This is a genomic window from Bacillus sp. B1-b2, assembly GCF_009183415.1.
Classification (GTDB): Bacteria; Bacillota; Bacilli; order Bacillales; family Cytobacillaceae; genus Niallia.
This window is the reverse complement of sequence record NZ_WEHU01000004.1, coordinates 70,988-86,227: the sequence shown is the minus strand read 5'-3', so window position 1 is coordinate 86,227 and position 15,240 is coordinate 70,988. Positions and strand designations below refer to the sequence as shown.

The 15,240-nt window shown below is 32.9% G+C and carries 15 protein-coding genes; all 15 read left to right on the top strand.

Translation table 11 applies throughout. From position 1 onward, the window contains the following. The 15 genes from F9279_RS05255 (at position 1) to F9279_RS05185 (ending at position 15,142) form a co-directional block, all read left to right on the top strand. Positions 1-960 carry a GDP-mannose 4,6-dehydratase gene (locus F9279_RS05255; RefSeq protein WP_152111744.1) on the top strand — a complete coding sequence of 320 codons (960 nt, stop codon included), beginning with the start codon at positions 1-3 and terminating at the stop codon, positions 958-960. Positions 961-991: 31 nt separating this feature from the next. Continuing rightward, positions 992-1,573 carry a glycosyltransferase gene (locus tag F9279_RS05250; protein ID WP_152111743.1) on the top strand — a complete coding sequence of 194 codons (582 nt, stop codon included), beginning with the start codon at positions 992-994 and terminating at the stop codon, positions 1,571-1,573. Further along, positions 1,560-2,120, top strand: coding sequence for a glycosyltransferase family 4 protein (locus F9279_RS05245; RefSeq protein ID WP_152111742.1), 561 nt, complete (start codon positions 1,560-1,562; stop codon positions 2,118-2,120). Before F9279_RS05250 ends, F9279_RS05245 begins: the two co-directional genes overlap by 14 nt. A 96-nt stretch (positions 2,121-2,216) precedes the next feature. Beyond that, positions 2,217-3,185 carry a glycosyltransferase family 2 protein gene (locus tag F9279_RS05240; RefSeq protein ID WP_152111741.1) on the top strand — a complete coding sequence of 323 codons (969 nt, stop codon included), beginning with the start codon at positions 2,217-2,219 and terminating at the stop codon, positions 3,183-3,185. A 24-nt stretch (positions 3,186-3,209) separates the two neighbouring features. After that, positions 3,210-4,082, top strand: coding sequence for a beta-1,6-N-acetylglucosaminyltransferase (locus tag F9279_RS05235; RefSeq protein WP_152111740.1), 873 nt, complete (start codon positions 3,210-3,212; stop codon positions 4,080-4,082). A gap of 111 nt (positions 4,083-4,193) precedes the next feature. Next, the gene (locus F9279_RS05230) at positions 4,194-5,309 is read left to right on the top strand and encodes a polysaccharide pyruvyl transferase family protein (RefSeq protein ID WP_152111739.1); all 1,116 of its coding nucleotides are present in this window, start codon (positions 4,194-4,196) and stop codon (positions 5,307-5,309) included. A 72-nt stretch (positions 5,310-5,381) separates the two neighbouring features. After that, entirely contained in the window at positions 5,382-6,896 is a 1,515-nt protein-coding gene (locus tag F9279_RS05225) for an oligosaccharide flippase family protein (protein ID WP_152111738.1), read from the top strand. A gap of 66 nt (positions 6,897-6,962) precedes the next feature. Continuing rightward, on the top strand, positions 6,963-8,111 hold the full coding sequence (locus F9279_RS05220; RefSeq protein WP_152111737.1) for a glycosyltransferase family 4 protein: 1,149 nt from the start codon (positions 6,963-6,965) through the stop codon (positions 8,109-8,111). A gap of 71 nt (positions 8,112-8,182) precedes the next feature. Then, on the top strand, positions 8,183-8,689 hold the full coding sequence (locus F9279_RS05215) for a serine O-acetyltransferase (RefSeq protein ID WP_152111736.1): 507 nt from the start codon (positions 8,183-8,185) through the stop codon (positions 8,687-8,689). Between the two features lie 68 nt (positions 8,690-8,757). Beyond that, on the top strand, positions 8,758-9,966 hold the full coding sequence (locus F9279_RS05210) for a glycosyltransferase family 4 protein (RefSeq protein WP_152111735.1): 1,209 nt from the start codon (positions 8,758-8,760) through the stop codon (positions 9,964-9,966). Between the two features lie 14 nt (positions 9,967-9,980). Beyond that, complete coding sequence (locus tag F9279_RS05205) at positions 9,981-10,292, top strand: PqqD family peptide modification chaperone (protein WP_152111734.1); 312 nt, start codon at positions 9,981-9,983, stop codon at positions 10,290-10,292. Continuing rightward, positions 10,289-10,777 (top strand): lasso peptide biosynthesis B2 protein, encoded by a 489-nt coding sequence (locus F9279_RS05200; protein WP_152111733.1) that lies wholly within the window; start codon positions 10,289-10,291, stop codon positions 10,775-10,777. The genes F9279_RS05205 and F9279_RS05200 overlap by 4 nt, the downstream gene beginning before the upstream one ends. After that, positions 10,746-11,927, top strand: a complete 1,182-nt coding sequence (locus F9279_RS05195; RefSeq protein WP_152111732.1) for a nucleotidyltransferase family protein — start codon at positions 10,746-10,748, stop codon at positions 11,925-11,927. The genes F9279_RS05200 and F9279_RS05195 overlap by 32 nt, the downstream gene beginning before the upstream one ends. Positions 11,928-11,929: 2 nt before the next feature. Next, positions 11,930-13,747 (top strand): ABC transporter ATP-binding protein, encoded by a 1,818-nt coding sequence (locus F9279_RS05190; RefSeq protein WP_152111731.1) that lies wholly within the window; start codon positions 11,930-11,932, stop codon positions 13,745-13,747. Positions 13,748-13,774: 27 nt separating this feature from the next. Beyond that, positions 13,775-15,142: a sugar phosphate nucleotidyltransferase gene (locus F9279_RS05185; RefSeq protein WP_152111730.1), complete on the top strand. Its 1,368-nt coding sequence runs from the start codon at positions 13,775-13,777 to the stop codon at positions 15,140-15,142. Positions 15,143-15,240 lie beyond the last annotated feature (98 nt).

Genomic DNA, 15,240 nt, shown 5'->3' with positions numbered 1-15,240 from the left:
ATGCGAATCTTAGTTACAGGAGGAAATGGATTTGTTGGGAGACATTTGGAAAGAGAATTAATTAATAGAAACCACGATGTTTACATAGGGGTAAGAAATCAATTTTTTGAAATGGAGAAATATGCTCATAAAAAATATGTCCATTTAAATATTATGGACATGACAGGTATCGAAAAGGCACTAGTCTCCATTTCTCCTGAGGTTATTATTCATTTGGCTGCCCAAAGTAGTGTGAGTGCTTCATGGGAATATCCTGCTGATACACTTACAACAAACATTATTGGAACAGTCCATTTAGTTGAGGCAATAGCAAAATACTCACCACATGCTAAATTAATTACGATTGGTTCTAGTGAAGAATATGGATTGTCTGCCAAAGATAATTATTATTTAAAGGAAACAACATCTTGTCTTCCACAGAATCCGTACGCAATTAGCAAACTGACAGCATTTGAAGTAACTCAACAGTTGGCTAAAAAGTACAAACTTAATCATATTCATTTAAGACCCTTTAACCATTTTGGACCTGGCCAAAAAGAGGGGTTTGTCATTAGTGACTTTGCATCTGAAATTGCCAAAATAGAAGCGGGGATTAGCGGTAGTACAATTAAAGTGGGCTACTTGGGAGCAGAAAGAGATTTTACAGATGTAAGAGACATAGTTCGTGCATATGTGTTAATAGCAGAAAATGAAGTAGAGAACGGGGTATATAATATTGCTTCAGGAGTATCTAGAAAAATTTCAACTATTCTAGATGATCTTATTCAATTATCAACGGTACCTATAAAGGTAAATGTTGATTCCTCCAGATTTCGAATTTCAGAAGTGCAAGAAATAGTAGGTGATTATACAAAGATTAAAGAGGAATTTAATTGGAAACCGCAAATTTCTTTTCAAGAGAGTTTGGTTGAAACTTTAAATTGGTGGAGAAAGTCACTGCCTTTTTCAGTGGAACAGTAATGGATGGATAGCAAGGTAAGGAGGCAATAGAATGATACCAGAAAAAAAGATAAAGGTTCTTTTTCTTGATCACACTTCTGTTATAGGTGGAGGTGAGAGAAGCTTAATAGATCTATTAATCTATATTAATAAAGATAGATTTCAACCAGTATTAATATGTTTTGAAGACGGACCTCTTATTGAAAGGGTTGCTAGCATTGATGGAGTTGAAGTTCATATTATTCCGTTCTCAGAGAAAGTACTTAAATATAATAGAGACAAAAAAAGTATTTCTCAACTTTTTTCTATTATATATCTGATTTTGCCCATGGTGAAATTATTTCATTATGTCATGAAGAGCAAAGCAAAAGTGATATATTGCAATTCTATGAAAGCACATTTCATTGGATTAATCGTTGGTAAGTTAACAAATAAAAAAGTGATCTGGCATGTTAGAGATATTTTAGATGGTGGATTGAACCGAAAACTGTTTATTGGATTTTCTCGTTTTGCAGATAACATCATTTGTATTTCTAAAGCAGTATCAAAGCAATTTAAAGAATCAGAAAAAGTGAAAATTGTTTATAATGGAATTTATCCAATGGAGGAGAGAGGAATAAGTGAAAGAGTATAAGATTGCTATTATAGGTCAAATAGCGAAATGGAAAGGTCAAGAAATCTTTATTAAGGCAGCTAAATTACTGCATCCTAAATATCCCTTTATCCAATTTCTTATTATTGGAGATGTGTTATTTAAGAAAAAAGAGGAGTTGCAGTATAAGCAAGAATTAATGGAGCTAGCAGATCAATGTGATTATATTGAATTTCTTGGACATCAAGAAAATGTACTAGAGTTATTGAAAGATATTGATATATTAGTACATGCATCAATAAGAGAAGAGCCATTTGGAAGAGTAATAATTGAGGGGATGGCTTCGAATATACCTGTTATTGTTTCAGGAATCGGTGGACCTGTAGAACTAGTAGAAGATAATATATCTGGTATTATTTATGAACCTGGAAATTATCAACAACTTGCTGAGAAATTAGATGAGTTAATTAGAGATGAGCATAAATACAAACTTATAGCAAATAACGGCTATCAAAGATTTAAAGATAATTTTGATATTAGAAGAACAGTTTCTACAGTGGAAAACTATATTATAGCTAATGCAAAGTAGAAGAAGTAGAACCTTTTTTATATGATTGATTATGCTAAAAGAATACTTACATATTGATCTTTTCTGCTTCATGGCATGTAGGAAAGGAAGAAATTAATGAAAAGAGATGGAATCATAAGTGTTGCAATTACCACACATAAACGAGCGCTTTTCTTAGACCAAGCATTAGAATCTGTTTATAATCAGACGCTTCTTCCCGATGAAATTGTTATTAGTGAAGATGGACAAGACCCAGAGACTTCAAAAATACTTGAGAAGTATATAGAAAAAAACAAAGAAATTCATATGAGACATATTATTAATAATCCACCCTTAAAGCAATTAAATAACCGCCAGAAGGCAATCTCTTCAACAACTGGAGAATATGTAGCTATGCTAGATGACGATGATAAGTGGGAAAATACCTTCTTAGAAAAAACATTTAAAGCACTTTCAAAGAATGTCGATTGCCATTTTTGCTCAACTGATCACTATTTTATGGATGAGTCAGGTGTTGTATTAAAAGAACAATCTGAAGAGTTTTCTACTTATTCTGGGAGAGATAAAATGGCAGAAGGAATGTATAAAGATGTATTCCTATTAGAAGCTGGAAATAACGCATCTATATTCTCTTTACAGCACACATTATTCAGAAAAAGTATTTTGGATGAGGTAGGATATTTTCAAGTATATGGAGGACTCGTGCCTGATTATATCTTGTTTCTAACATTAGGGGCAAAGAAGACAAACGTATACTTTATCCCCGAGAGATTAGGTTATTGTAGAATTCATAGTGGTCAACAAACCAAACATAGAATCGATAATGTTTCAAGTAAAGTAGAAGGCTTAATGGGTATATACAATAATTATAGAAGTGTGCTTACAAAACAAGAAAATAAGTTGTTAAAAAATAAAACTGCTGATTCTATTGTAGAAAGGTCGATAGCTTTTTTACATGGTGGATATAAGTGGAAAGCAATTGACAGTATTCAACAACTTAAAGAGATTAATTACTACCGGGTCAATATCAAAAGGTTATTGGTCTTTTTTTTATTAGTGATAAATCCTTATCAATTAAAAAAGTAGAATAAGAGTATATGGAGGCATAAAATGGAGTTGGCATTTTTGATTATGGCACATAAAAATGTTAATCAAATAGCTAGATTAATAGATAAATTAGATTCAGATACAAGTACTTTTGTTATTCACTTTGATGCATTTGGAGATAATGAAGAATTTATAGAATTAAGGGAAATGTATCGTCATAAATCAAATATTTATTTTATTAATAGACATAAATGTTATTGGGGAGATATTAGCTTAATTAAAGTGGAACTAGAATGTATAGAATTACTTTTAAACGAGAATATAAATTTTGATTATGCACTTTTATTAAGTGGACAAGACTATCCAATTAAAAGTCTTTCATACATTAAAAATGAGCTTCAGGCAAATCGTGGGAAAGAATTTCTTCAATACTTTGAATTACCTTATGATGGTTGGCCAAATGGTGGATATGATCGTTTAAGATATTTTCATATAAATAAATTAAATCTTAGAAATAGACATACAAATGCATTGACCACCTTTCTCTATAAGGTGAACAGAAGGATAAAAATCCCTAGATCAAAAGTTGACTATAACTTTTATGGAGGTTCTCAATGGTGGTGTTTGTCAAAAGATTGTTTGCAATATATTAGTAAATTTCTAGAGGAGGATCCGCAATACTATAAATTTTTTAAATATGTTAATATTCCCGATGAATTCTTTTTTCAAACCATTATTATGAACTCTCCTTTTAGGGAGAAAGTAATAAATGATAATTTAAAGTACATTGATTGGACTGGCCCGGAACTTCCAGCTATTTTTAGAAAGAAGGATTGTGATAGACTATTGAGCTCCTCTAAACTTTTTGCACGGAAATTTGACCAATCTATTGATGAAGAGATACTAAATTTAATAGATCGTACTCTAGTAAATTAACGATTCAAAATACGAGCGGCTATAATGCTCAATTAAAGGAAGTTTTTACACGATATTCATTCTGAGAAGTAGGTTAATATTTCATTAATAAGTTAAGGGAGAATAAGAATAATGAGGCATAATGAACCGGATAGTTCTTTTTTGATTCAAAAGAAGAGAATGAAAGAAATAATAAAAAAGTACCTCTGGAATCCAATAAGATTAATTCCTTTAATAAATCAGATTAAATTAAGTAATAAGCCAAAAATTTTCTTAATAGGAACACCAAGACATGGGAATTTAGGTGATCAAGCTATTGCATTTGCAATGATTACTTTTTTAAAAGACCGCTGTAAGGATTATGAGTTAATAGAAATTAGAGATGTAGAAGTAGAGAGATCGATAAATGTAGTAAAGAATCTAATAAAAGGAAATGATGTAATAGCTCTTATGGGCGGTGGAAATATCGGTATTCAATATTTTGATGAGGAAAGACTTAGAAGAAATATAATAAAGAATTTCCAGAAAAACAAAATTATCATATTTCCACAGACTATTTATTTTGGAAATACAGAACGAGGTAAAGCAGAATTTATTAAGACTAAAAGTATATATAATTCTCATCCGTATTTGACCATTGTTGGTAGAGAAAAGAAATCTTATGAAATAATGAACCATTCTTTTTTGAATAATACAGTTCTGCTTACACCAGATATTGTGCTTTATTTAGAGCAAAGCAAACCAATTGTAGAAAGAAAGGGAATCCTAGTTTGTCTAAGAGATGATGTCGAGAGTACTCTTGATTCTAGCTTTAAAGAAAAAATAATTGAAAGTGTTTCTGACAGGTACAACGTGGACATAACAGATACGGTAGTTCCATACCGTATTAGCAAGAAAGAACGAAGTAGAGAATTGGAGAAAATTTGGACTCAATTTAGAAAATCAAAGTTAGTGATTACGGATCGCTTACACGGTATGGTCTTTGCAGCAATAACAGGGACACCGTGTATAGTAATAAAAAACTATAATCATAAAGTTAAGGGAACGTACGATTGGATAAATCAGCTATCATATATAAGGTTTATTGAAGATAATAACAATATATTTTCTGCAATCGAGGAAATGTTAGAAAGTGAAAATTCCATATACGATAATGAAGAATTATTAAAATATTATGGGGAAATTCTAACACATATCAATAGAGATATGGTAAATTCAGATGATCTTGTTAACTCAAAGTTATTGTGAAGTTTAACCATCTAATGTTGGGACGAACATAATATGAATTCTGTAATTGTTTCATAGAAAAGAGGGTAAAACTTGAGTAAACAGATTAAATTCGGTGTGGCTTTATCCTATGTAAATACCTTGATTAATTTAATAACAGGAATATTGCTCACACCAATAACGCTTAGACTATTCGGTCAATCTGAGTACGGACTTTATTCGTTAGCATTGTCTGTTATGAATATGCTATTCTTATTTGATTTTGGCTTTTCTAATGCCATAGTTAAGTACGTGTCTTCATATAAAGAGAAAAATCAAGAAAAGGAAAATCATAATATCAATGCAATGTTTTTGATACTGTATTCTATTATTGGATTGATTGCTTTAATATGTGGGCTTATTATTTCTGCAGGTGCAGAAATAATATTTTCGAATGGGTTAAATGAGGAGGAAATAGGAAGCTTTAAAATAATGCTTATAATAGTAGCAATAAATCTTGGGATATCGTTTCCATTAAGGTTATTTAGCGGAACTATCACAGCGCATGAGAAGTTTATATTTAGTAATATAATGAACATACTGCGATTTATTATGAATCCGCTGGTTACATTATCTGTTCTGTTTCTCGGGTATTCTTCTATTGAAGTGTTAATTGCAATATCTATAGTTAATTTTATTCTTTCCATGTTAGATATATATTACTGCTTTGCCAAACTTAAAATGAAAATAAAATTATATAAATTTGATTTTCGCTTATTGAAGGAAATTACTGCTTATTCTATCTGGGTATTCGTAGCTAGCTTGGCTGATTTTATCTATACAAGAACTGACATGTTTATTTTAGGAGCATTAGTGAGTTCTATAGCAGTAGCCATTTATAATGTAGCTGAAGTAATAAATAATGTCTACTCTAAGTTAACTATGGTATTAAGTGGTTTTTTTCTACCTAAAATTGTACGTATGGTCACAAATAATGTCAGTAATCATGAGTTAACTAATATATTCATTAAATTATCAAGATTACAATTTATTCTCGCTGCTTTAGTATTAACAGGTTTTGCCCTTGTTGGCCATGAATTTATAATTATTTGGGCGGGAGAAAGTTACTCGATGGCATACTGGATTGTACTATTGGTTATCTCTTCGCGGTTTATACCTGTTGTTCAAGTATTAGCAACTTCAATACTACAAGCTAAAAATCTGCATTCCTTTCAATCAAAATTGTATTTAGCAGTAGCATTATTGAATTTGCTGTTAAGCATTCCACTTGCAATGAAATTTGGAATTATTGGTGTTGCAATAGGCACAGTTATTGGGAAAGTGATAAATACGATTGTTATGAATTTTTATTATTTTAAAATTGGCTTAGAGATGAAGCGCTATTATAAAGAAGTTGGCATACTTTTTGTTCCAATGGCCATTATAGGTTTGGTCGGATTCCTACTAAAGACTTTTATTACAGTTACGTCTCTTGCTGATATATTACTTTTCGCTATTATAATTAGTTTGATCTACTTATTAATGATGTATTTCTTATTTTTAAATAAGAGCGAAAAAAATATTATTTTAATGCCTGTGAAGCGTATCGTGCCTAATAGAGCGAATTGACAATCCTCATCTAAACAAGATTTTGTGAGCTGCATATAGAAATAATGGCAAGGAGGGCTTATAACATTGAAAATTGCAATTATTCACGACTGGTTAGTTGTTTACAACGGCGCGGAAAAAGTGCTCGAAGAATTACTCAATCTCTACCCCAATGCAGATCTATACAGTACAGTAGAATATCTGGAAGAAAAGGATAGACACTTTATTCAAAACAAAAAAGTAATAACAACTTTCATTCAAAAGTTACCTTTTTCAAAGAGTAAGTATCGGAATTATCTTCCACTCATGCCTTTAGCAATAGAGCAACTGGATTTATCAAAATATGATTTAATCATTTCTAGTTCTCACGCCATTGCAAAAGGGGTCATAACTGGACCAGATCAATTGCATATTTCATATGTCTATTCACCAATTCGCTATGCTTGGGATTTGCAACACCAGTATTTAAAAGAAACTGGTCTTGATAAGGGCTTGAAAGGTTGGATAACAAGGTACATTCTACACAATGTTCGAAACTGGGATTATCGGACAGCGAATGGTGTGGATTTTTTTATGTGTGTATCTGATTTTATTGGAAGAAGAATTTGGAAAACATATCGAAGGGAAGCAAAAACGGTCTATCCACCGGTAGATGTTTCAGCTTTTACATTGAGAGAAAATAAAGAAGATTTTTATTTAACAGCCTCACGGATGGTACCGTACAAAAAGATAGATACCATTGTGGAGGCTTTTTCACTTATGCCAGACAAGAAATTGGTGGTAATTGGGGATGGGCCAGACTTTAAAAAAATTAAAGCAAAGGCGGGTTCGAATGTTGTTATTATGGGATACCAACCTTTTGAAGTATTAAAGGATCATATGCAACGGGCAAAAGGATTTATCTTTGCGGCAGAAGAGGATTTTGGGATTGTTCCTTTAGAGGCACAAGCTTGTGGCACACCTGTTATTGCGTTTGGAAAGGGTGGGGCATGTGAAACAGTCAAGGGATACCATGAATCAATAAATCCTACAGGAATCTTTTTTTACGAGCAGACTCCTGAAGCAATAGCAGATTCTGTTAACCAGTTTGAAAAAATCTATATTAAACCTGCTCATTGCAGAGAACATTCTTTATACTTTTCAAGTGAAAGGTTTCGAAAGGATTTTAAGCAGTTTATCGATGATAGGATTAAGGGGAAAAATTCTAATTCAATTAAAGATGTATCTGTTTCTTAGTAAAACAGATGCTAATTTGAGGATGATCTAATTGGCTGCTTGCTATAGTATAAAATAAAGGGGGGCAAAAGTTGATCAAAGAACTAAAAGCAGATTTAAAAGTCAATAATAAGAAAGATCCATTGATTATTAGTTTGCTTTTTACTTATAGGTTTGGGAATTGGATATTTTATCATGTTAAAACACCGCTTATAAAACAATTACTTACACTCGTATATAGATTTTTAGATGTTATATTTGTGAGAATTGTTAATAACGCTCAAATTCCAGCAAGTTGTATGTTAGGGAGAGGTTTAAGACTACCACATGGAGGAAATGGGATTGTTATTCATCCAAAAGTTAAAATAGGTGATAATTCAACCATATTTCATCAGGTAACTATTGGTTATAAAGATACACCCACTAAAAGTTTTGGACCACCGATATTAGGAAATAACGTATTTATTGGCACAGGGGCAAAAATTTTAGGAGAAATTAGAATCTCTGATAATGTTAAAATAGGAGCACTTTCTCTAGTATTAACAAGTATACCTCCAAATAAAACTGCTGTAGGTGTCCCTGCAAAGGCATCGTATTGAAAAATGGTAGTATTTTTGATATGAAATGAATCCTATTTAAAACGTTAAATACTAAGGAGGAAGAAGTCTTGAAAGTAGCAATCATACATGACTGGCTAGTTGTCTATAGCGGAGCAGAAAAGGTATTAGAGGAAATTCTCAAACTTTATCCAGATGCGGACCTTTTCAGTACGATAGATTATTTAGAAGAAAAAGATCGGAAATTTATCATGAATAAAGAAGTTAAGACAACCTTTATTCAGAAGCTACCATTTTCCAAAAGTAAATATCGAACATACCTCCCTTTCATGCCATTAGCTATAGAACAATTAGATTTATCAAGTTATGATCTAATCATCTCTAGTTCTCATGCTGTAGCGAAAGGAGTAATTACAGGTCCTGATCAGCTTCACATTTCGTATGTACACTCTCCAATTCGATATGCTTGGGATCTTCAACATCAATATTTGAAGGAGGCTGGTTTGGACAAAGGAATAAGAGGATATATAACAAAATTTCTTCTACATAGAATTCGCGATTGGGATTATCGGACTGCGAATGGTGTAGATTTTTTTATGGCAAATTCTGATTTTATAGGGAAAAGGATTTGGAAGGTATATAAGAGAGAGGCTAGAACAGTATATCCTCCAATAGATGTATCGGGATTTAGTTTCCATAGAGAAAAGGAAGACTTTTATCTAACTGCATCCAGGATGGTTCCATATAAGAAGATAGATAAAATTGTAGAAGCTTTTTCGCTAATGCCAGAGAAGCAGTTAATTGTAATTGGAGACGGACCTGATTTTAAGAAGATAAAAGCAAAAGCTGGTGCTAATGTCACTTTAATGGGGTATCAATCTTTTGAAGTCTTAAAAGATCATATGCAAAGGGCAAAAGGCTTTATTTTTGCTGCAGAAGAAGACTTTGGGATTACTCCTTTAGAAGCACAAGCATGTGGTACACCAGTAATTGCATATGGAAAAGGTGGTTCTCTTGAAACGGTTAATGGTTACAAGGAGTCAGAGTACCCAACTGGATATTTCTTCTATGAACAAACAGCTCAAGCAATTAAGCAGGCAGTGGAAGAATTTGAGCAATTAGATTTCCTACCAGCTAATTGTAGAAATCATGCGTTAAAGTTCTCACCTGAACGATTTAGGTATGAGTTTAAGCAATTTGTTGATGATAAAGTTACAAAAGGATACAAACAAAAACCAAAAGGTAGGTTAAATCAAAGCAGAATAAAAACATTTACCATAGCAGATGTTCAGTGGGCTAAGCGGAGAGCTATTGGCTAAGGAGGAATAAAGGGATGGTAATGAAGCAGGAAGTAATGGAACCTATAGCTTATCAAAGCAATAAAACAATTCAATTAAAAGAAATCGATAATGAAAATTATGCTTGGAATCAGAATATGAATACCTATTATAGACTTGGAGAAATTGGAAGTTTTATTTGGGAGTATTGCCAGTATCCTATTAGCAAACAACAAGTGATCTCTTTATTAATGGAAGAGTATGTAGTGTCAGAAAAAGAGTGTGAACAACAGGTAGATCTTTTTATTAGGGAATCACTTGCAAATGATTTATTGGAAATGGTTGATTTGAGAGGCTATTTAGAATGATTAGGAAATTAAAGAAATGGATAAAGCTTGATTTTAAACAAAAATGCCTAATGTTAGAGGCATTTATTTTTTTGGCAAGAGGGAGGTACTTAAAACTATTGCCATTTAAAAAAGTTGCTCCTACTTTAGGGGAGGAATCAGTAGAGACACCAGTGATTACTAGTAAGGATGAAAAAGTAATAAAAGCGGTCTCTTATGCAGTTCAAACGATGAGTAGATATACTGCTTGGGAAAGTGCCTGTATGGTTCAAGCGATAGCTGCCACAAGGATGCTTAATCGAAGAAACATAGAGATAACATTATATTTAGGTATTGCTCGGGATCAACATGGAGAGATGCATGCCCATGCTTGGGTGAGAAGCGGGTCTTTATATGTAACTGGAGTTGAAAATAAAGATAATTTTACAATTGTTAATACATTTGCTAGGGGAAAAAGGAACAGAGGTGGGAAAGATGAAGAGGTATCGAGAAATCAAAATAGATAATTGTCCAATAGAATTCCAATTCTTACTAAATTTGCTGAATGAGCAAAAGAATGCTACTAAATTAATAGAAGAATATGCTCTTAAAGTGAATTGGGGAGAATTTATGAATCTGGTTACATTTCATAAAGTTTATCCTGCCATTTATATAAAAATTGCAGAAAGTAATTCCCAGTTAATTCCTTCAATGATAAGAGAACAATTGCAGATTTTATACATGAAAAATACTATAGATATGCTAAATTTAACAAAAGAATTGGAGCAAATTAACGAAATGCTACAAAAAGAGCATATAAGAATGTTGACGTTAAAGGGCCCTATTCTATCTTACTATCTGTTTGAAAATCTTAGTTCAAGAACTTCAAAGGACTTAGATATACTCATTTCGTTTAATGACTTAGAGAAAACAATAATGATTCTCCAACTATTAGGGTATGAAAAAGGATATGAGCCTCCTAAAAAAATAAAAAATTGGAAAAAACGTGTTCATCATATAGAAATGATTAATAAAGATAGAAACTGTAAGGTGGAAATCCACTGGGCTTTGCATCCAGGTCCAAGTAAAGAACCGAGCTTTGAAGAATTATGGGAAAAGAGAAAGGCAATTAGTGTAACGGATAAAACAGTCTATATATTAGATGAAGGGATGCTGTTTTATTATCTTATTACTCATGGAGCAAGGCATGGCTGGTTTAGAATTAGATGGCTTTTAGACATTACTCGTATGTTGAATGCTAACGTAAACTTAGAGAATTGTCCTATTGAAATAAAGGAAAATAAGTCTAGCCATCTTTTTGGCCAAACAATGTTGTTATTAGGAAAATTAGGGCTGTTTGTACCGAATAAAAAGATAGGGTATACCGAAAAGGAAAAGTATCTCGCTTTTCATGCATTTCAATTTATGAAAGAGAGAATACATTTCTATTCTCCTCCTAATAAAGAATGGGAAAAAATAGCTAAGACCTATTTATACCAGATAAAGCCTACTTTGCAAAAATGGAGATATGTAGCATGGAAATTTAATAGGAATTCATTTGATGCAGAAGTATTACCATTACCTAGAGCCTTACATTTTCTTTACATCCCGTTAAGACCGTTCCTTTGGGGATGGAGAGCTGTGATAAAACGAAAAGTTACATTCAGGAGATTATAAAAATGAGAAATCTCATCATTTATTTAAAGAAACTAAAGGAAGTCACTGGGTCCAAAATCTATTTAAATATCTTTCTAAGTATTTTCATTAGTACTATCGAAGGTATTAGTATCTATCTACTTGTTCCAATGCTAGCAGTCATAGGGTTACTGGAGGCTTCTATTAGTAATGTCTTTCCGTTGAATATATTAGTGGAAGGATTAGAACAATTACCTTTTACATTAAATCTGCCATTTATTCTAGTTCTATATTTTATGTTGATTACAGGGCAAGCGTTGCTACAAAGATACCAGACTGTTTTAAACACGGAGATTCAGCAGAACTATATTAGGCATTTAAGAGTAGAAACATATGAATCCCTGCTTAAAGCGAAATGGGAGTACTATTTGAATAAAAGGAAGTCTGATTTTAACTATATTTTAACAACAGAAATATCAAGGGTAGGAGTGGGGACACATGGCATTATTCAATTAATTGGCATTGTCTTTTTTACTCTTGTTCAAGTGGCTCTTGCGCTGCTTTTATCTCCTTCTTTGACATTAGTTGTTATTGTTTGTGGAGGGGCCATTGCTTTCTATATGAGGAAGTTTGTCAAAGGATCAAAACTGCTAGGAAAAGAAACAACAGATTTAATGTCAAATTATTTTGGTGGAATTACAGAACAGCTTAATGGCATGAAAGATATGAAAAGTAATCGGTTAGAGTCCTCATTTAATAGGTGGTTTCAAAATATGTCTAATCAGATTCACCAAAATATCATGAATCTAGTTAAGCTGAATTCCAAGTCAGCCTTTTTATATCGTGTTGCTGCAGGACTTTTAATTATCTTTTTTGTCTATATCTCTTATTCATTTCTAAAGATACAACCGGAGAAATTAATGCTAGTTATCTTAATTTTTTCTCGATTATGGCCCAAATTTTCCTCTATTCAAAGTAGCTTGGAACAAACAGTATCTATGTTCCCTGCTTTAAGTCATTTACTGCAAGTACAAAAAGAAAGCAGTAAAGAGCAGGAATGGAATTTTCTTCAGCAGGATGAAGAGCCATACAATAAAACATTTATCCTAGAAAGTGCCATTGAATGCAAAAATGTATCCTATAGATACAATCAATCTCAAAATAATTGGGCCCTTGAAAATATTCATATCCAATTCCCTAAGAATAAGACCACTGCAATAGTTGGATCCTCAGGTGCGGGAAAAACAACCTTGATAGATTTGGTTATGGGCTTATTAAAACCAGAAAAGGGGGAGGTACTTGTTAATAGAGAGCCTATAACAGAAGAGAACGTGTTGAGATATAGGAATTCCATTAGTTACGTAGCTCAAGAGCCCTTTTTATTCCACAGTAGTATTCGCGAAAACTTACAAATGGTGGCACCTAATTCAAGTGAATCAGATTTATGGGAGGCATTGACGTTTGCTGCTGCAGATACATTTGTTCGAAAAATGCCAAAAGGATTAGATACTATTATTGGGGATAGAGGAATTAGGCTTTCTGGAGGGGAACGTCAACGCCTTATCCTTGCTAGAGCGATTCTCAGAAAACCATCTATCCTTGTGCTTGATGAAGCAACAAGTGCATTAGATAGTGAGAATGAGAGGAAGATTCAGCAAGCAATTGATGCATTGAAAGGAACTATGACAATCATTGTTATAGCACATCGTTTATCTACTATTAGAAATGCAGATAAAGTAGTAGTTCTCGATGATGGAAAGGTCATACAAGAAGGTGAATATAGAGCACTATCTGAAGCAAAAGGTCCACTTAGAAGAATGTTAACTACACAAGAGTTAGCTAGTAACCAAACATTAGCTTAACTCGTTTTATGAAAAAGGAGGAATACAATGAAACTAGTTCTTCTATCAGGAGGATCAGGAAAGCGTCTTTGGCCATTATCAAACGATGCGAGATCGAAACAATTTATAAAGGTATTATCCAATGAGTATGGAGAAAAGGAATCTATGGTTCAAAGGGTTTGGGGGCAGCTTGCGAAAAATAATCTAGCTGAAGACTCTGTTATCGCCACAAGTAAATCACAAGTAGAAATGATTCATACTCAGTTAGGTTCTCATGTTCCTATTGTAGTGGAACCAGAAAGAAGAGATACTTTCCCAGCTATTGCACTAGCTGCTGTCTATCTATACTCCATAAAAGGGTGTAGTCCCAATGAAGTAGTAGCAATGCTCCCAGTAGACCCATATGTTGAAAATCAATTTTTTGTCAAAGTAAAAGAAATGGAAGAAAAGATAAGGGAAAGTAATGCAGATCTTGCACTAATAGGAGTGAAACCAACCTTTCCATCTGAAAAATATGGATACATTGTCCCTTCAGAAGAAATAAATAGTGAATATATGCATGTAAAGTCCTTTAAAGAAAAACCAAAGGAAAAAGCGGCAAGAAAATTAATCGAATACCAAGCATTATGGAATTGTGGAGTATTTGCTTTCCGACTGGAGTATATCCTCCAAATCTTAATAGATAAAGGATTACCAATACAATATGAGCAGTTACTAAATCAATATCATTTGTTACCTAAGAATAGTTTTGACTATGAAGTAGTAGAAAAAGCAAAAGATATTATTGCTCTAACTTATGAAGGGTACTGGAAGGACCTAGGCACTTGGAATACCCTAACAGAAGAAATAAAGGATCCGATTAACGGGAAAGGATTTGTCAGTGAAGGACTTAAAAATTCCCATATTGTAAATGAACTAGATATCCCTATTACATTGATTGGTTTAGACAATGTGGTAGTAGCCGCAAGTCCTGATGGAATTCTTGTGACAGATAAAGAATCTAGTCCACAAGTGAAGGATGTTTTAAAGAATCTAGAAGAGCGTCCTATGTATGAAGAAAGAAGATGGGGCTGGTATAAAGTATTAGAGCATATTAAGTATAGTGAGGGAGAGGAAGTGCTAACAAAACGAATTTGTGTGGAGTCGTCAAAAAATCTCAGTTATCAGGTTCACTATAAAAGAAGTGAGATATGGACAGTGGTAAAAGGGGAAGGAGTACTTATCATCAATGATCAGATCCGTCCTATTCGAGCAGGAGATGTAATTCACATCCCCCTAGGTACAAAGCACGCATTAAGAGCTACTAGTTTAATGGAGATTATCGAAGTACAAACAGGTAGTGAGCTAGTAGAAGAGGATATCTATCGTTTTTGCTTAGAGTGGGATGAGATAATGAACGAAATGACAGTGAAGTAAAAAATATTAGAAATAGTAAATTATTAGTTGAATAGTAGAGAAAAAAATGATATGTTCTTTATTAAGAATATATAAACTAAATAGACTGTTTAAGCTTT